14 protein-coding genes are annotated in these 18,321 nt (G+C 69.8%); 6 read left to right on the plus strand and 8 right to left on the minus strand.

The window, feature by feature from the left end; genetic code table 11:
- Positions 1 to 2,697: a glycoside hydrolase family 2 TIM barrel-domain containing protein gene (locus ACLJPY_RS16030; RefSeq protein WP_410589283.1), complete on the minus strand. Its 2,697-nt coding sequence runs from the start codon at positions 2,695 to 2,697 to the stop codon at positions 1 to 3.
- Positions 2,698 to 2,984: 287 nt separating this feature from the next.
- Between ACLJPY_RS16030 and ACLJPY_RS16035 the strand changes: the two genes are divergently transcribed.
- Positions 2,985 to 5,054 (plus strand): PQQ-dependent sugar dehydrogenase, encoded by a 2,070-nt coding sequence (locus ACLJPY_RS16035; RefSeq protein WP_410589285.1) that lies wholly within the window; start codon positions 2,985 to 2,987, stop codon positions 5,052 to 5,054.
- 14 nt (positions 5,055 to 5,068) lie between these two features.
- On the opposite strand, the gene ACLJPY_RS16040 is transcribed toward ACLJPY_RS16035, so the two are convergent.
- From ACLJPY_RS16040 to ACLJPY_RS16055, 4 genes are all read right to left on the minus strand, one after another.
- Entirely contained in the window at positions 5,069 to 6,070 is a 1,002-nt protein-coding gene (locus ACLJPY_RS16040; protein ID WP_410589287.1) for an amidohydrolase family protein, read from the minus strand.
- A 40-nt stretch (positions 6,071 to 6,110) separates the two neighbouring features.
- Complete coding sequence (locus tag ACLJPY_RS16045; protein WP_410589288.1) at positions 6,111 to 7,781, minus strand: FAD-dependent monooxygenase; 1,671 nt, start codon at positions 7,779 to 7,781, stop codon at positions 6,111 to 6,113.
- On the minus strand, positions 7,739 to 8,641 hold the full coding sequence (locus ACLJPY_RS16050) for an alpha/beta hydrolase (protein WP_410589290.1): 903 nt from the start codon (positions 8,639 to 8,641) through the stop codon (positions 7,739 to 7,741). Before ACLJPY_RS16050 ends, ACLJPY_RS16045 begins: the two co-directional genes overlap by 43 nt.
- A gap of 111 nt (positions 8,642 to 8,752) precedes the next feature.
- A complete protein-coding gene (locus ACLJPY_RS16055) occupies positions 8,753 to 9,499 on the minus strand; it encodes a GntR family transcriptional regulator (RefSeq protein ID WP_410589291.1) in 747 nt (248 codons plus the stop codon).
- Between the two features lie 413 nt (positions 9,500 to 9,912).
- On the opposite strand from ACLJPY_RS16055, the gene ACLJPY_RS16060 reads away from it, so the two are divergent.
- The 4 genes from ACLJPY_RS16060 to ACLJPY_RS16075 are packed head-to-tail and all read left to right on the plus strand — an operon-like array spanning position 9,913 to position 12,684.
- Entirely contained in the window at positions 9,913 to 10,491 is a 579-nt protein-coding gene (locus ACLJPY_RS16060) for a fumarylacetoacetate hydrolase family protein (RefSeq protein WP_410589293.1), read from the plus strand.
- Between the two features lie 49 nt (positions 10,492 to 10,540).
- Positions 10,541 to 11,113, plus strand: a complete 573-nt coding sequence (locus tag ACLJPY_RS16065) for a VOC family protein (protein ID WP_410589295.1) — start codon at positions 10,541 to 10,543, stop codon at positions 11,111 to 11,113.
- A 15-nt stretch (positions 11,114 to 11,128) separates the two neighbouring features.
- Positions 11,129 to 11,581: a hypothetical protein gene (locus tag ACLJPY_RS16070; RefSeq protein WP_410589297.1), complete on the plus strand. Its 453-nt coding sequence runs from the start codon at positions 11,129 to 11,131 to the stop codon at positions 11,579 to 11,581.
- A 32-nt stretch (positions 11,582 to 11,613) separates the two neighbouring features.
- The gene (locus ACLJPY_RS16075; protein WP_410589299.1) at positions 11,614 to 12,684 is read left to right on the plus strand and encodes an amidohydrolase family protein; all 1,071 of its coding nucleotides are present in this window, start codon (positions 11,614 to 11,616) and stop codon (positions 12,682 to 12,684) included.
- A 154-nt stretch (positions 12,685 to 12,838) separates the two neighbouring features.
- Here the strand turns inward: ACLJPY_RS16075 and ACLJPY_RS16080 are convergent, their stop codons facing one another.
- From ACLJPY_RS16080 to ACLJPY_RS16090, 3 genes are all read right to left on the minus strand, one after another.
- Positions 12,839 to 13,747, minus strand: a complete 909-nt coding sequence (locus ACLJPY_RS16080; protein WP_410589300.1) for a fumarylacetoacetate hydrolase family protein — start codon at positions 13,745 to 13,747, stop codon at positions 12,839 to 12,841.
- Positions 13,748 to 13,823: 76 nt separating this feature from the next.
- Positions 13,824 to 15,458, minus strand: coding sequence for a bifunctional 3-(3-hydroxy-phenyl)propionate/3-hydroxycinnamic acid hydroxylase (locus tag ACLJPY_RS16085; protein ID WP_410589301.1), 1,635 nt, complete (start codon positions 15,456 to 15,458; stop codon positions 13,824 to 13,826).
- Positions 15,455 to 16,351: a VOC family protein gene (locus ACLJPY_RS16090; protein ID WP_410589303.1), complete on the minus strand. Its 897-nt coding sequence runs from the start codon at positions 16,349 to 16,351 to the stop codon at positions 15,455 to 15,457. Before ACLJPY_RS16090 ends, ACLJPY_RS16085 begins: the two co-directional genes overlap by 4 nt.
- A gap of 258 nt (positions 16,352 to 16,609) precedes the next feature.
- Here ACLJPY_RS16090 and ACLJPY_RS16095 point away from each other — a divergent pair, with 258 nt between their 5' ends.
- Positions 16,610 to 18,289 (plus strand): bifunctional 3-(3-hydroxy-phenyl)propionate/3-hydroxycinnamic acid hydroxylase, encoded by a 1,680-nt coding sequence (locus tag ACLJPY_RS16095; protein WP_410589304.1) that lies wholly within the window; start codon positions 16,610 to 16,612, stop codon positions 18,287 to 18,289.
- The last annotated feature ends 32 nt before the right edge of the window (positions 18,290 to 18,321 follow it).

The raw sequence follows: 18,321 nt of genomic DNA on the forward strand, positions 1-18,321 counted from the left end.
TCAAGCGTCGAAGCGGAGGTAGATGGTGCGGTGGTAGTCGCCGGCGCCGGCGTTCGGCCGGCTCTCCGGGCCCAGCGCCGCGACGCCGTGGAACTTGTTCCCGATCGGCGCGATGCCGTCCAGGAACGAAATGTTTCCCGCGAGGTAGGTGGCTACCGCGTTCTGGGGATCGGGTCCCGAGGCTGGGGTGAACAATCGCAGGAACAGGCCCTCTTCAGCAGCTACCAACGTGAGCGCGCCTTCGATGGTGTCCAGCACCGCCCAGCAGGTCCGCGCGTGGTACCCCTTGAACTCCGGGTATACGAAGCCCTTCGCCCCGGTCGCGGTGTCGTTGTAGGGCTTGCTCCAGACGTCTGGAGACACGCCGCGCAGCCGGTTCTTGTAGACGCGGTACGGCCCGTCCCCGAGCCACGTCAGGCCCCGGACGTTCGCCTCCGGGTAGTCGAAGTTCACGCCGAGGTGGTCGTGGTCGCCGGTGGCGCGGTAGCGGTACTCCAGCCGCAGCCAGCCGTTCGCGTCCAGGCGCCAGCGCACCGACGTCAGGTCGCCGCTGTAGTCGCATTGCACGACCCAGCCGGTGCCGTCGCGGAAGTGGCCGAACCCGGTGAGCGTCGCCGCCCCGCCGGCCGGCGCGGGACCGTTGGCCAGCGACACCGGCGTACTGCCGCGGCGCACGCCGGTCAGCCGCCCGTCGGACTTGCCGATGGTGACCCGGGTGGCTCCGGCGACGAGCGTGACGCCGTCGGCGGTCTCGGTCGCGGTGACGCTGCCCGTGGTCGCCGGTTTGACCAGGCTCGCCGCGAAGTCCGGCGCCTTGCGGATGCGCCACGTCCAGCCGCCGACGTCTCTGCCGGTCGGGTCGGTCACGCTCAGCCGCAGCGCGTCGGCGCCGGTCCAGTCGGCGGGTAGGCCGAGCGTCGCCGCGCCGGTGGCGCCTGGGGCGACGTCCGGCGCGGCGGCCTGGCCCTGAGACAGCACCTGGTGGCCGGTTCCCGCACCCGGCAGGGGGAAAGCCAGCATTTGCCAGGTGAACCGGCACGCTCGCAGGTTCGTGAAGTCGTACCGGTTGACCAGTTTCACGGTCTTGTCGAACGACGCCGGGAAGACCGAGTCGTAGTAGGCGGGATTGGCGAGCTGGACCGGAGACCAGATGTCCTTGATCGTGAAGAAGCTGCCTTCCTTCTCCCGGTACGGGCCGAGGATGCCGTCGGGGGCGCGGCTGCCGTTGGTGTCGAGGGTGCCGCCGCGGTCGTCGCGCGCGACGCTTTCGTCGACGAGCGCCCAGATGAACCCGCCTGCCGAGCGCTGGGCGCCGCCCATGAGCTTCCAGTAGTCGTTCAGGCCGGCCCCGGCGCCGCCGTCGTAGAGCCCATGCAGGAATTCCGTCGGCAGGAAGACCGTGGTGCCCGCGGCTTTGCTCGCGGTGCTGCTGTAGGACTGGTAGTGGCTGGTGTCGACGCCGCCGAACGTCGTCCACGGGTGCAGCACCGGCCGCCGCTGCGGGTCGTACCGGGCGAAGTCGTCGTCCAGCGCGGTGTTCCAGCCGCCTTCGTTCCCGTTGTCCCAGAACAGGATCGACGGGTGGTTGACGTCGCGCTCGACGAGGGCCTTGACCAGCGGCGCTCCGACACCCTCGTCGTAGTGGCGCTGCCAGCCGGTCAGTTCGTCCAGGACGTAGAGCCCGAGCTCGTCGCAGAGGTCGAGGAAGTAGACGTCCGGCGGGTAGTGCGACATCCGGACCGCGTTCATGTTCATGTCCTTCATCAGCCCGATGTCCAGCCGGGCCAGCCGTGGGCTCGACGCCCGGCCGGAGGTCGGCCAGAACGTGTGCCGGTTCGCTCCTTTGAGGACGATCCGCTTCCCGTTGACGTAGATGCCGTCGCCGGTCCGAACCTCGATCGTGCGGAAGCCGAAGCGCTCGACGGTGCTGTGCAGCGGCCCCCCGGCGGCGCTCGCGAGCGTCAGCTCGACCTGGTGGAGGTTCGGCGTTTCGGCCGTCCACAGCGCCGGCCGGGCCGCGGTGGTCGTCAGGGTCGCGTCCGTGGCCCCGCTCGCCACGGCGACCGAGAACGCGCCGCCGACGGCCGTGCCGTCGAGCCGGCGCAGTTGCGCGGTCAGCCGGGCCGCCGTGGTCACCCCGGCGAGCGTGACGTGGGCGGCGAAGGTCCCGTCCGCGCGGGCGTCGATCGCGACGCGGTCGATCCGGGCCGCCGGGTACGCCTGTAGCGACACCGGCCGGAAGATTCCCCCGAAGTTCCAGAAGTCGCCGCGGCGCTCGGCGTCGTTCACCGAGTTGTCGGCCGATTCCTTGCTCACGGTCGCCTCGAGCAGATTCGCCTCGCCGAGCCGCAGAAGGGACGTCACGTCGTAGCGGAAGCGGTAGAAGCCGCCCTGGTGCACCGGCCCCGCCGAAACGCCGTTGACCCGCACGTCGGCATCCGTCATGGCCGCCTCGAACACCAGGAAGATCCGCCGCCCGGCCCAGGACGCCGGCGGCGTGAACCAGTGCCGGTAGTGGCCCTTCTCCGCCGGGACGAGGTCCCCGCCATAGTGGTAGCTGCCGAAGCCGTGGCACTCCCAGTTCGACGGCGTCGGGATCGTGGCCCACTCCCCCGCGCGCCGGCCTGCCGTGACCTGGAAGTCCCAGTCGACCGTGTGGTCGGCATCGGCGCCGGTGAGGAGCATGGTTTCGGTCACGGGACCCGCGAGCGCCGTACCGGATCCGGCGGCCGAAGCAACTTCCGGTGTCGGCAATCCCGCGGCGGCCACACCGGCCGCGCCGATCGCCAAAACCTGACGACGAGTGACGTCCACCAGTCCTCCTGGATCCGATCTAATATATGACACACCGTACAATGACGGAGGCCGACCAAGCGGACAAGCAGCCGGACAAGTCTTGACGTTCGGGCCGCGAGCCCAGGACAGTGGTGCGGCACTCCGCCCCTTCCGATGACTCCAGCCGATGCCTCGCGAAAGGTAGGAGAATGTTCTCCTCGAACGTCCGCCGCCTGCGGTTCGGTGTCCTGACCGCGGTGATCGCCGCCGCCGCAGTCATCGCACCTGCCGCCACCACCGCGACCGCCGCCGTCGGCTCGACCGTAGTCGGCGTGGCCTCCGGGCGGTGCCTGGATGTGGTCGGCAACAGCACCGCGGCGAAGACGCGCGTCAACATCTACGACTGCAACGGCCAAACCAACCAGGCGTGGACGTTCACGGCGGCCGGCGAGCTACGGGTGTACAACGGCGCGATGTGCCTCGACGTCGCCGGGCAGAGCACCACCTCCCCCGCCGACGCGCAGATCTACCCCTGCAACGGCGGCGCCAACCAGAAGTGGCGGATCAACGCCGACGGCACCATCACCGGCGCGCAGTCGGGCCTCTGCCTCGACGTCACCGGGGCGGCCACCGCCAACAGCACCCTGGTCGGGCTGTACACCTGCACCGGCGGGGACAACCAGAAGTGGCGGACCTCCCTCGGCGACACCCAGCCGCCGAGCGTGCCGGGCAACCCCCGGATCAGCGACCTGGTCTGCGACGCCGTGACGTTCTCGTGGAACGCCTCCACCGACAACGTGGGCGTCGCGTTCTACGACGTCTACCACGACGGCCAGCTGATGAAGTCGGTGAGCGGAAGCACCCTGTCGACGAGCCTCACCGTCGTCGGCGGCGTGACCTGGGGCCTGTACGTCAACGCCCGCGACGCCGCAGGCAACGTCTCGCAAGCCAGCGCCACCGTGCCGGTCACCCCGCCGCAGTGCCAGCCCGACACCCAGGCACCGAGCGCGCCCACGAAGCTCACCGGCAGCGCCTCCGGCACGACCGTCACCCTGAACTGGACCGCCGCCACGGACAACATTGCCGTTCGGGCCTACGACGTCTACCGTGGCGGCGCCAAGGCTGGCACCGTCACCGGCACGGCCACCGCGCCACCCGCTACCACCTTCGTCGACAGCGGGCTGACGGCGAACACGACCTACTCGTACTACGTCGTCGCGCGCGACGCCCAGGCGAACGTATCGCCGCCCAGCGCGTCGACGACCGTGACCACCGGCGCGGCCTGCGGCGACTCCGTGTGCGCGGTGACGCAGATCGCCACCGACACCGACATCCCGTGGGGCCTGGTGACCCTGCCCGACGGCACCATCCTCTACACCCGGCGCGACGCCCACGACATCGTCCACCTGAACCCCGCCACCGGCGCCAAAACCAGCGTCGGCACGGTCCCCGGCGTCGACAACACCGACGGCGAAGGCGGACTGCTCGGCTTGGTCGTCTCGACGACGTTCTCCAGCGACCACTGGCTCTACATCATGCACACTTCGCCGTCGGACAACCGGATCGTGCGGATCAAGCTGGAGAACGACAAGCTGAGCACCAGCACCGAGCAGGTGCTGCTCAGCGGGTTGCTGCGCAACAAGTTCCACAACGGCGGCCGGCTGCGCTTCGGCCCCGACGGCAAGCTCTACGCCAGCACCGGCGACGCCCAGAACGGCGACAACGCGCAGAACAAAGCCAGCCTCAACGGCAAGATCCTGCGCCTGAACCCGGACGGCAGCGTGCCCTCGGACAACCCCTTCGGCAACTACGTCTGGAGCTACGGCCACCGCAACCCGCAAGGGCTCGCGTTCGACTCCCAGGGCCGGTTGTGGGAGCAGGAGTTCGGCAACGCGATCATGGACGAGACCAACCTGATCACCAAGGGCGGCAACTACGGCTGGCCCGCGTGCGAAGGCACCTCCGGGACCTGCGGCACCGCTGGCTTCATCGCCCCGAAGCGGACGTACCCCACAGCGGACGGTTCCTGCTCCGGCATCGCCATCGTCCGCGACGTGCTCTACGTCGCCTGCGAACGCGGCACCCGGATGTACCGCGAGGTGATCAGCGGCAGCGACCTGACGAACGTCCAAGCGTACTTCAACGGCACCTACGGGCGGCTGCGCACCGTGGAACCAGCGCCCGACGGTGCCCTGTGGCTGACCACGACCAACAACGGCGATAAGGACAGCATTCCCGACAACAGCAATGAAAAGATCTTCCACGTCGCACTGGGTTAGCGGGCTCCTGCACCTCAAACGATCCGCAGATTCAGCAGACGCTCCGCTGTTCCGTGCGCGATGTCCTCCTTCGCCGCAACCGGCAGGTCGGCTTGCTCGAGAAAGGACAGCGCGTCCTCGTTGCCGATGAACGGGTAGTCGACCGAATACATGATCCGCTCGGTTCCGAGGAGCTCCACGCAATACCGCAGCTGCGCCTGGCTGAACATCCCGCTGGGCGTGATGTACACGTTCTGCCGCACGTAGTCACCGATCGTCCGCTCCAGCTTCGTGACGCGCGGCGGCAGCGCCTCGTCGAGGCGGTCGAGGTAGAACGGCACCATCTCGCCCCAGTGCCCGAGGATCACCTGCAGATCCGGATACCGATCGAACACCCCCGTCAGCACGAGTTGCAGGAAGTGCACCGCGGTCTCCTGGTGCCACCCCCAGGCCGCGGTCTGGAACCGGGCAGTGACCAGCGGATCGAGCCCCTCGTAGTTCGAGGCGCTCGTCGCCCGCGGCGGCACCCCGGGGTGCAGGTAGACCGGGACCCGCAGCTCAGCGGCCCTGCGCAGGATGGGGTCGAAACGGGGCGCGGAAAGGAATTCGTCGTCGGTGCGCCCCATGATCATGGTGCCGACGCACCCCAGCTCGCCGACGCAGCGCTCAAGCTCCTTGGCCGCGGCGTCGGGCACGGACGTCGGCAGCGCGGCGAACGCGGCGAACCGGGTCGGATGCCGGCGCACGGCGGCGGCGAGGGTGTCGTTCGTCGTCCGCACCAGATCGACCGCGACGTCGGCGGGAAGCTGCTGCGTCGAGAGGCTCGAGAGGACTTGCATCGTGATGCCGTGGCGGTCCATGTCCGCCAGGCGACCCTCGTCGAGGTCGCGCAACACCGCCGCGCTCGGCGAATAGGGCAGGCCGCTGTCCGGATCGAAGCTCGCGGAGAAGTGCGGGCTCAGTGCCCGAGCCGCGGGCGCACTCGCCCGGGCCACGTCGACGTCGAGGTAGTGCTCCTCCAGGGTGATGATCTTCACGGCATCGTCCTCCTCTTCCGAGACATCCGTACGCGACGCTTCATGATCGTCGCGCCGCCGAGCCGGGCCCGCATCCCCGCACCGCGTCGATCAGGGCCGGCGCGTCGGCCGGGCCCGCGCGTCCTGACCACACGACCACCTGGTCGGGACGCGTAAGGATCAGCTCTGCGCCCACCCGTTCGGCGTAGCGGGCGGCGACATCGGACCCGGTGAGGTCGACGCGATCGAACGGAACACCTCGGGCGCGAGCGGCGCCTTCGATCGCCTGCCCGCCGGTTACGTCACCCAGCACCAGCAACGTGAGGCCCGGTCCCAGAACGTCGTAGAGTGACCGGCCGTCGTCCAGGAACACATGGGGCAGCCGCGCCCCGACGAGGCCGTCGTCCGCGCGGTCGCCGGGCGGAACGACGGGCGACTCCGTGATCCGCAAGCCGAGAACGAGCTCGAGCGCATGGAACTCCGGCTTCTTGGTCTCCTGGATGTGGGCGTCAGCCGCTCGGCGTGCGGCGGCTCCGGCCTCGTCATCGTCGTCGAGATCATCGGCGAGCAGGTCGGTCGAGAGCACGCGCATATTGGCCGTCGCCTCGTCGATGACGCGCCGTTGGACCGGACGCCGCTCGGCCTCGTAGCTGTCGAGCAGGGCCGGTCCACCCCATCCGGCGAGGACGGCCGCGAGCTTCCAGCCGAGATCGACGGCGTCGGCCAGGCCGGTGTTGAGGCCGTGGCCGCCGAACGGCGGGTTGAGGTGAGCGGCGTCGCCGGCGAGGAAGACGCGGCGGTCGCGCATCCGGTCGACGATCTGCATGCGGGCGGTCCACGGATCGGTCGACAGCACGGTGGCCTCGACCGGCACCCCGGCGACGTCGTCGATCAGGCGTCGTGCCGCGCGCTCGCCCGTCCGCCGGTCGACGCCGAACGCGATGGCCCACCACGTCCCGTGGCGATCGAGCGGTCCGACCAGCGCGGGCGCCGACCGGTTGACGATCCAGTACTGCACCGCCGGGCCGTGCCGCACGTGGTCCCACAGTTCCGGGCAGGAGAAGACCATGCCGAAGTTGGGACGCAGGGCCTGGCCTCCGCGATAGGCGGCACCGAGCTGAGCGCGCACCACGCTGCGGGGACCATCACTTCCGATGACGTAGGACGCTCGGATGATTTTCCGCTCGCCGGCCGCGGTTTCCACGGTGACGTCGACGAAGTCCTCGGTCTGATCGAGGGTGACCACCCGCGTCCCGAGTTCCAGGCGGCACGGGGCGAGTTGTCCGGCGGCCTCGCGCAGCACCTCCTCCAGAACGTACTGCGGGGCCTGCTGGCCGAGTTCGGCGAACCGGTCGCCATCAGGGGCGAGCCCGAGCACGCCGGTGAACCGCGACAACTCGCGTCCGGCCAGCGAGGTGCAGAACACGACGTCCTGGGACCACGAGACCGGGAGCGGCGCACGCTTTCGGAGGCGGTCGGCCAGCCCCCACCGGCGGAGGTGTTCCATGGTGCGGACGTTGAGCGTCTTGCATCGCGGACGAGCCGTCGACACCGTGTCGCGAGGTTCGATCACGATGCAGTCGATGCCGCGGTTGCCGAGCTCGACCGCGGCCGCCAGGCCGACCGGCCCGCCGCCGGCGATCAGTACCTCGATCGTGTCGGGCAGTGCGCCGAGCCTTCCGGCCGACGTCACCGCGCGCTCACCGCGGCGCGCTCGGCCCAGGCGGCGCACTCGTCGGCGAACGCCAGCTGACGCAGGTGCAGCGCATGGCCGAGGAGGTGGTGGTCGATGCTGTGCCCGGTGCCCCGGGCCACACCGGCGTCGACGAACGGCGCGGCGGTGAACATGGCGGCGAACCCGGCGACGTTCTCGGGGCTGCTGTCCCACAGCGCGTCGAATTCGGCGAGCGCGTTGTGCACCGGCACGTGGACGTTCGGCGCTACGGCGCCGAGATGCTCCCGAGGCCACGCGGGCGCCTGCACCAGTTCCCGGACCGGCACGGGTGCGTAGGCGTCGTGCGCCTGGTCGAGGCCGGCCGCGGCGTAGGTCCCCACCGGACCGAACATCACCTGGTCACGCTGGTCGTGGGGAAGGTCGACAGTATCGTCCGGCGGAAGCGATCCCAGCGCCTCGGCCGCGCCGCCCGCCGGGATGACTGCCCCCATGCCGGTGGCCGACACGCCGATGAGCCGGAAGGGAGGACGGTTCGCGGCGATCATCAACGCGATCATCCCCCCGATCGAGTGGCCGACCAGGAAGACGTCGTCACTGCCGAGCTCCTTCGTGACCGCGATGACGGCGCCGGTCAGCAGTTCCGCGTGCCGGGCGAAGGTGTTGGCGGCTGGGGCGAGCGGGGTGCTGCCTCCGTAGCCGGGGCGGTCGAATGCCACGACCTCGTGCCCGTTGGCGACGGCGACGTCGAGGAACGAACCGTCGGGCGATCCTGCGACGTCGAAGTAGTGAGCGGTGTAGGTCCCGCCGTGCAAGGCGATGATCAGCGGCTTGCCCGTCGGCTCGGCAGGCTTGGCTGCCACGGCTGTGATCTTGTGCCCCTCGACGTCGAACGTCAGATCGATGCGCTGCTTGGCCATCGTCGACCTCCTGCCACGGTGAAGGAATCAGGCGACCTTAAGCGCTATATGTGATAACGGCAAGAGTCGAGGGACGATGCTGCGGAATCGCCGCACCGAGGTCGCGGTGGTTCAGCGCCGCGGGCGACGCCCGTCCTTGGCCGTTCGATCACGCTGAGGCGCCGGCGCGTCGGCGGGTTCGCCGTCACCGAGCGCCCGCAGCGCGATCCGCTCGTTGCGTTCGAGATGGTCGCGCACAGCGCGAGCTGCCGCATCCGGATCGCGCCGCCGGAAGACGTCGATCAGGGCTTCGTGAGCCTCTTCGCGGCGATGATGCTCCTGCGGATCGGGGTCAAGAGCCCCGAAACCAATGCGGATGTAGCGCTCGGCCGCACGCCAGAGCGTGCTCAACAGCCGGACATCCCATGCGCTGGCGGCGGGCGCCAGCAACGCCATGTGGAACTCGTGGTGGGCATCGTAGATCGCATCCATCCCCAGCTGTTCGTCCCCGAATCCCGCGGCCAGCTGCTCGAGGCGGTCGAGCTCACCATCGGCCAGCAGCAGACAGGCACGGCTGGCTATTTCCGGCTCGATCGTGCGCCGGAGGCGGTAGATGGCATGCAGGTCGTCGAGGTCCAGCGGAGCGACCAGCGCGCTGCGGCCGGGCCGGGTGATGACGAGCCCTTCGCTTTCAAGGTTGCGCAGAGCGTCCCGGACCGGGATGAAGCTGACGTTGAGCATCCCGGCGATCTCCCGCAGCGAGAATTCGCGTCCGGGCTCGAGGTCTCCGCACAGGATCGACCGCCGCAGTTCCACGGTGACCTGCTCGGCCACCGAACGCGACTCGATCGGGCGCACGCCGGTCGACGGTGATGCCACGTGAACTCCCTCGTCTGTCGTCCGGGCGCCTGCCCCGAGTGCATCAACTATAGAGACGACCAGCCGGACGTCGACATGCTCACCCGTTGCTGTTATCACATATAAAGACTAGGGTGCGAGACCATCGTCCTGCACGGGTAAGGAGCCACCATGCGCATCGTCAACGCGGCCGGGCGCGCGAGCATCGTCGCCGACGACGCGCTGATCGACATCGAGTCCGCCTCCGGCGGCGCCTTCCCCGCCGACCTGCAAGCCCTCTACCATCACTGGGACGACCTCCGCTCATGGGCGATCGGCTACAACGGCGGCCCGACGGCACCCTCGGACGTTCACGAGTTCGACGCGCCGGCGCCCCGGCCGCGGCAGGTGTTCGCGATCGGGCTGAACTACCGCGACACGCCGCCGAGTCCGGCATGGACGTCCCGGACTCCCCGGTGGTGTTCACGAAGTTCCCCGCGTCGATCACCGGCCCGTCCGCCGTCGTGGAGCTTCCCCGTGGCTCCGTCGACTTCGAGACCGAACTGGTCGTCGTGCTGAGCCGGGACACCTACCGCATCCCCGCCTCCCGCGCATGGGACCACGTCGCCGGGCTTACACTCGGGCAGGACCTGTCGGAGCGGGGACTGCAACTGAAGCCCCCGGTACCGCAGTTCAACCTCGGCAAGTCCTACCCGGGCTTCGCCCCGATGGGACCGGAACTGGTCACCCCCGACGAGTTCCCCGACCGCGACGACATCGGTCCCGGCTGCCGGCTCAACGGCGAGCAGATGCAGAAGTCGCGCACCAGCGACATGATCTTCCCGGTGTCGGAGATCATCGCCTACCTGTCCTCGGTTGTCCGCCTGTACACCGGAGACGTCATCTTCACCGGTACCCCGGCGGGCATCGGCATGGCCCGCGACCCCGCCCGGTTCCTGCGTCCGGGCGACGAGCTGGTCACCTTCGCCGAAGTCATCGGCTCGATGCGCACCCGGTTCACCTCACCGCTGTAGACCCGACCGCCGCGCATCACCTTCGCTCAATGCCGAGAAAGGAAGCACGATGTCCACCACCCCCAAGTTCGCCCACGTGGTGTTCCAGACCAGCCAGGCCCCGCAGATGCGGGATTGGTACTGCACCGTCCTCGACGCCCACGTCGTTTACGAGGACGACAACCTGACCTTCATCACCTTCGACGAGGAACACCACCGCATCGCGCTGCTCAACTCGCCCGCTCCGCTGGAACGCAAGACTCCCGCGACCGCCGCGATGCACCACGTCGCCTACACCTTCGACCACCTCGACGACCTGCTCTCCCGCTACGAGTCGCTGCGGGACAAGGGCGTTTCCCCGGCCGTGTGCATCGCCCACGGGGTGACCACGTCGATGTACTACCAGGACCCGGACGGCAACTTCGTCGAGATGCAGGTCGACAACTTCGCCGAACCCGACGACGCCACCGCTTACATGAACGGTCCCGAGTACGCGGCCGACTCCGTGGGTCCGGCGTTCGACCCGCAGGCGATGCTCGAAGCCCGCCGTGACGGGGCGGAGGTCGGCGAGCTCACGAACCGGACTTGGTCGGCGAAGGCGGACTTGCCCAACCCGATGTCCGTGCTCGTCGGCGCTCCTTGAGCAGGAACGAGCCCGATGGTGACGAATCCCGCCACGCCCGAGTGCCTGATGTGCCGTCTTGACGACATCGATGGGGCGTCTGTCGTCTTCCGAGACGAGCTGTGGGCCGCCGAGGTCGTGCCCCCCTTCGCCGTGCCGGGCTGGTTCATCTTGCGTACCCGGCGGCACGCCGAGCGGATCACTGGGCTCGACGATGACGAGCTGGACACTTTCGCCCGGCGAGCCCGCGACCTCGTCGCCGCGGTCACCGAAGTCACCGGGGCACCGGCCACCTATCTGCTCGTGTTCGGTGAGAACCATCCGCACTTCCACGTAGTCGTCACCGCACGAGGCGAAGACGTCCCGCCGCACCGCCGCTCCGGCGACATCCTCAAACTCGTACCCGACCTGGTCGACCCGGCCGCGGCCACCGCCCTGGTCCCCGCGGTCCGGAAAGCCTACGAGCGTGCCGTCGCGGCCACCGCGTGACCGTGACTCGTCCGACTGCCCACGGAGGCCGCATGACCGAGAAGATCGCCGTCCGTGATGTCCGGGTCTTCGACGGCCGGACGCTGCGGGAGCCGTCCACCGTCGTCATCGACGGCCCCACCATCGGCAGCGACCCGGCCGGGGCACGGGTCGTCGACGGTGGCGGCGCAGTCCTGCTGCCCGGTCTGATCGACGCCCACATCCACCTGCAGAGCCGGGAAACGCTGGAGCAGCTGGCTCGCTGGGGGGTGACCACCGGGCTCGACATGGCGACTTGGCCCGCCAGCCGGCTTGCCGCGCTGCGCGACGCACCCGGGCTGACCGACATCCGCAGCGCCGGCACCCCCGCGATCGGCCCAGGCGGCCCGCACGCACGGATGCCAGGCCGGCCCGCGGACTCCGTTCTGCGCACCGCCGACCAAGCGCAGACCTTCGTGGACACCCGAATCGCCCACGGTTCCGACTACCTCAAGATCGTGCTCGAGGCCCCCGGCGAGGGCGGCCCGGGCGAAGCGGCCGCGCGGGCCTACGTCGAGGCCGCACACCGGCGGAAGAAGCTGGTCGTCGCGCACGCAGCCACGCCCGGGGCCTTCGAACTCGGCTTGGACATCGGCGCCGACGTCCTCACCCACGTCCCGCTGGGCGCTCCGCTGGGCGCGGACATCGTCGGGCGGATGGTGTCCGCGAAGACGGTCATCGTTCCCACGCTGTCGATGATGGAGACCATCGCGGGCAACGTCGGCCGCCCCGAGGCTTTCGCCGGTGCCTCCCTGAGCGTCGCCACGCTGCACGCCGCCGGTGTGCCCGTCCTCGCCGGCACCGACGCCAACGCCGCGCCGGGCGCGCCCGCTCATGTCGAGCACGGCAGCAGCCTCCACCACGAACTGGAACTCCTGGTTCAGGCCGGACTGCCGGCGATCGACGCCCTCCGCGCGGTCACCGCCTTGCCCGCCCGGTACTTCCGGCTCGACGATCGCGGTGCCATCGCCCCGGGACTGCGCGCCGACCTCGTCCTGGTCGACGGCGACCCCACCACCGACATCACGGCGACCCGGAACATCGTCCGTACCTGGTGCGGCGGCATCGAGCTGACCTCGGCCTGACCTCGCGATGGCTGCGGTGGTCAAGCCGGCAAGCATACCGGATCGGCACGCCGGTCTCCCGCGATCTCCGTTGCCGGCAGCCGGAGATCAAAGCGGCCTGCGCCCGGCCACCGGCTGCAAGAACGGAGCCGGCGGCTGGGCGCATCCAGGAGCCTCACCCTCCGGCGGCGAGGGCGGCCGCCGTCTTGTGGGGCGGGGCGGGGACGGCGTAGGTACCGACGACCCGCTGCCTGATCTGGCCGATGCCCTCGATGTGGCTGATGAGCTCGTCACCGAGCTGGAGGAAGCGCGGCGGCGTCCGGCTCATCCCGATGCCGGACGGTGTGCCGGTGAAGATGAGATCGCCGGGGAAGAGCGGGGTGATGTGGGAAAGCCAGGCGACCAGGGCCGGCACTCCGAACACCATCCCGGAGGTTCGGTCCAGCTGCAGGACCTCATCGCCCAGACGGGTGCCGATCTCGAGGTCGTCCGGGTCGGCGAACTCGTCGGGGGTGACCAGGACCGGGCCGGTGGGCCCGAAGCCCGGGAACGACTTGGCCACGCTGAACTGAGGAGCCGGGCCGGAACGCTGGAGGACTCGCTCGGACAGGTCCTGTCCGACCGTGAGGCCGGCGACCACCGCCCACGCCTGCTCCTCGTCGATCCGGTAGGCGTTCGCACCGATCACGACGACCAGCTCGACCTCCCAGTCGACATTGCCGTGTGGCAGGGACAACTCGTGCTGCGGCCCGACGATGCACGAGGGGAACTTGGTGAAGACCACCGGAGTCGTCGGCAAGTCGTAGCCGGACTCTCGCGCGTGCTCCGCATAGTTCAGCCCGATGGCGAACACCTGCCGTGGATGCGGGCTGGGCGCCCCGACGTGCTCGGCGGCCGGCCAGTCCGCATCGTGCACGGCGGGGACCGTCCCGTACTCGGTGTCGGCCCAGGCCCGGAACTCGGCCCATCGCTCGAAAACCGCTGAGGGACTGGGGCCGAATCGGCCTCCGCTCGCCTCGAAGACGTCGACCGGCTCCTTGTCGTGGGCCAGGACGGTGCGCCCGGCGACATTGGCGATCCGCATAGCTTTTGCTCCGCTCGTTCGGGTGGGTAGGTGACGGGGTGGCTGGCTTCAGCCCGGCCACAGTGGACAACTCGCGCTACGCCTGCGACGTCCCAGCCCCGGGGCGCCGGTACAGGCCCGACACGCACGCGCGCAGGAGTGAGCCGAGCGAGCCGGCAGACACGGCGGAGCCGTAGACGTACCAGTCGGGCCGGACCACGACCGCCGCGCAGGCGTGTTCGTCGAGCCACCGCCGGTACACGCCGTCGACGTCGTCGATCGCTGTTACGGCTCCGGGCTCGCCGTTCGCCGGGGCGCCGAGGACGAGTACCGAGCCGCCCACGGTGCGCCACGCTGCCAGGTCGTCGTCGCGGCCGGCGATCGCCGATGCGTCCCAGGCGACGAGCAGCCACCCGCCGCCGGACACGTCGTCGAAGCGCTGCCTGCGGCCTGGCGGCTGCGCGACCCACGCCTGCGGGAACAGCTGTCCGCGGGCCGTGTCGCCCGGTGCGGCCGCCGCGAGAAAGCCCGTGCGGTAGCCGGGGAAGCGGAAGCCTTCGGGGAGCTGGCCAGAGCGCCGGCGCCGGAGCAGTTCCTCGTCCCGCAGTCTGGCCGCCCGTTTGTCGCGGATGGTCTGGAGCCGCCCGAGTTCGACCGCCTTTTCGGTGATGGCCCGGACGTGCGGCGAGCGTTCGGCTGCGTAGGTTTCCAGGAGCTCGTCGTCCGCTCCCCGCAGGACGAGATCGAGTTTCCAGGCGAGGTTGTGAGCGTCCCGGAAGCCGGAACACATGCCCTGGCCCAGGAACGGGGGCATCTGGTGGGCGGCGTCGCCGGCCAGCAGGAACCGGCCCCGTTTCCACTCCCGGGCGACCGTCGAGCGGAAGGTGTAGGGCGCGACCCGGATGAGTTCGGCGTCCTCGGGGGCGATCCAGCGCTTGACCCGGTGCCACACCTGCGCGGGGTCAACGGCCTCGGCCGAGGGGACGGCTTCGTCGAGCATGAAGGAGAAGCGGTGGTGGTGCGGCCCGATGGAGATGATGGAGGTCGGTTGTTCGGGATCGCCGTACTGCAGCGCCATGGGCAGGTCGACCTCGCGGGTGAGGCGGAAGTCGCAGACCAGCCACGGCTCCTGGAAGCCGTAGTCGTCGATCTCGATGCCGAGGCTCGACCTGAGCGAGCTGTTCCCACCGTCGCACCCGACGGCGAACCGGGCGGTGAACTTCCGTGCCCGGTCCTCCGATCCGGTTGCGGCTCTTCCCAGTTCGTCGGCCGGCCGGGCGGCGACCTCCACCGCGTCGCCGGTCTGCCGGAAGTCGGTGGCCACGAGGCCCCGGATGATTTCGACGCCGGGGGTGCGTCGGCACAGGGCGTCGAGTTCGCGTTCCAGTACCGGCTGGAACATCATGTTGAACTCCGGCCAGCCGGAACGGCCGAAGTCGGAGAACTCGTTGCCGATCAGGGTTTCCCCTTCGGCGTTGCACCAGTCGTACCTGCGTTGCACCCGAGTGCCGACGGCGACTCGTCCGGCGATGCCGAGCTTCTGCAGCAACCTCATGACGTCGTCGTCGAACGTCGCGGCTCTGGGCAGGTTGTAGAGCCCGGCGTACCGCTCGATGACCGCAACCCGGTGTCCCTGTCTGCCCAGCAGCGCGCTGAGCGCCATGCCCGCCGGGCCGTAGCCGACGACCAGGACGTCGTAGTCCTCCGCCGGCCGGCTCGCCGGCCCGCTCACTGGTCCGCGGTCAGGATCGGTGCCCGCATGGCCTCCGGGACCAGCGGCTGGTCCTGCAGGGCCGGGGACGCCCACGCGGCGACGGGCAGCTCTTCGCTGTCCGGATCGGGGTCCCAGAAGTACGGCGAGTCCGCCAGCCCGTCCATCTCCGAGTAGTAGTACTCGGAGAAGGCCCCCGCGGGGTCCTTGAGGTACCAGAAGTAGTTCGCCGACGCGGCGTGCCGGCCGAGCCCCCAGGCGTGCCGCTCGGGGTGGTTCTCGATCATCCGCGAACCGCCGTAGCCGATCTCGTCGACACCGCGCACCTTCCACGCCGTGTGGTGCAGCAGCGTCATCGGAGCCGGCAGGAGGACGATGTTGTGGTGGTCGGTTTCGAAGCGCATGAACGGGCCGCCGATGACGTAGTCGCTGAGCCGCATGCCGATGCCGTCGAGGAAGAAGCGCTTCGCCTCCTCCACGTCGGTGCAGCCGATGACCACGTGACCGAGCCGCAGTGGCCGGACCGGCTCCCGCTGGACGAGATCGGTCCGGTCCACCGACGTCGGCACGCTCGGAGCGGGGTCCTTCGGCAGGCGATCCGCCACCGAAACCCGGACCAGGACGCCGCTCACCGGCTCCGTCGCCTCCAGACCGGCAGCGGAGCGCACCGAAGCGATGCCGAGCCCCTCGAACCGCTGCGCGATCGCATCGAGGTCGGCCTCCGCGTCCGCGGCGATGTTGAGCTCGGCGATGCGCGGCACGTCGCCGCTGCGCAGGAACAACTGCTCGCCGCCCACCTCGGTGGCGAAGGCGCCGGGTGAGGTCTCCCGTAGGCCGAACTCGGTGTAGAAGGCGCGGGTCAACGGGAGGTTCGGCACCTCCCGGACCAGGCTGATCACGCGGTGGACACCCATGCCAACTCCTCAACAACGGGGGGTCGTCTTGCCAGCAACGTACCACTGGAGTGAATCGACTGCATATAGGTGAACGTGCTTCTTGCCCCGCCGCCCGGCTTGACGTGACGACGCGCGCCCATTTACCGTGACCGAATTAACTAGAACGTTCCTTACGGAACTGGACGACCGCGTCGCACGGGCTGCGCCGCGGTTCGTTTCCTTTGACGAGCCGCGAACCGACGGTCCGGTCATCGAGAGCATCCACCAGGAGACGACGTGACCCCTGCCAGCAAGGCCACCGAGCGGACGCCGGCTCCGCACACCGACTGCGACGTCGCCATCGTGGGCTACGGGCCGGTCGGCATGATCACCGCCGGGCTGCTCGCCCAGCGCGGACTGGACGTGGTCGTCCTCGAGCGCTGGCCCCAGCGGTACTCGCTGTCCCGGGCGGGCCACCTCGACAGCGAGACGATGCGCACCTTCCAGAAGCTGGGCGTGGCGGAAGACGTCGAGCTGGTGGCCCGCCCCATGGTGGAGTGGAGCCTGACCTCGGCGGACATGGACATCCTGGCGACCGTCATGCTGGGCAAGGGGGGCGCGGGCTGGAAGGAAAGTTACCTCTCCTACCAGCCGGAAATCGAGGCGATCTTCGATGCCCGGGTTCGCGCCTTGGGGGTCGAGGTGCGCATGGGGACCGTGGCGACCGGGCTCGTGCAGGATGACGACGCGGTCACGCTCACCGTCGTCCCCAGCCACGGCCCGGAAGCCGAACCACGGCCGGGCGCCGAGCCGGGTACCGTCCGCGCCGGCTACGTCATCGGCGCCGACGGAGCGCGCAGCTGGGTGCGTTCCTGCATCGGCAGCGAACGGACGGACCTGGGGTTCCCGGCCCTCGACCAGCTCGTCATCGACATCGAGCACACCGACCCCGACGTCCACCTGCCCCAGTTGCCCGAGGTGTACCAGGTGCTCGACATCAACCGGCCGCTGCTGGCGGGCCGCTGGTCGGGTCCGCGCCACTCCCGGTTCGAATTCGCCCTGAACGAGGGCGAGAGCCGCACCGAGCTGATGGACGAGCAGCGCTGCTGGGAGCTGCTGAAGCACTGGGACATCACTCCCGAAATCGGCCGGATCGAACGGCGAGGCGTCTACACCTTCGAAAGCTCCCTGACGACCCCCTGGCGACAGGGGCGGGTGCTGCTCGCCGGCGACGCTGCCCACACGATGCCCCCGTTCATGGGCCAGGGCATGTGCTCCGGAATCCGCGACGCGTTGAACCTGTCGTGGAAGCTCGACGCGGTCTTCCGCGGCGAGGCGGACCAGACCCTGCTGGACACCTACGAGTCGGAGCGGGCGCCGCACGTACGCCGGCTGACCGAGATTTCGATGGCCTTCGGCGAGCTCGTGCTCATGCGCGATCCCGAGGCCGCCCGGCAGCGCGACGAGATGCTGCGCGCCGGGAAAGTCCCCACCCCGCCGATCTTTCCCCGGCTGGGACCCGGCATCGTGGCCAGGGGCTCCGAGGACGAACTCGGGAGCGCCGTCGGCCGGCTCTCCCCCCAGGCCCGGGTGGCGCTCGATCGCAGGGTCGACCGGTTCGACGAGTTCGGTTCCGGGTCCGGGTGGCGCATCATAGCCCGGCACGCCGTTCCGCCCGAGTTGTTCGACCATCGGCAGCGGGACCTCATCGCCAGGCTGGACATGGACATCGCACACGTGTCGCGGGGCCCCGGCCCCGGCTACTACCTCGACCTCGACGCCGAGTACGACCAGTGGTTCCAGGCCAACGACGCCCGGGCCTTCGTGCAGCGACCCGACGGATACGTCTTCGGTACCGCGCGCTCGGTGACCGACCTGCCGGACGTGCTCGACGAGCTGGCCGACGTCCTGGCCGGTCACGGGTGGCACGGGCGCACGACCGGCGACCACGGTGCCGGCTTCGAGCCAGCCGGATGAGCCGGAGCGGCCCGCCCGGCAGCGCGAGGGCC

The sequence above is a fragment of the Amycolatopsis sp. lyj-23 genome (assembly GCF_046549135.1).
Lineage (GTDB): Bacteria > Actinomycetota > Actinomycetes > Mycobacteriales > Pseudonocardiaceae > Amycolatopsis.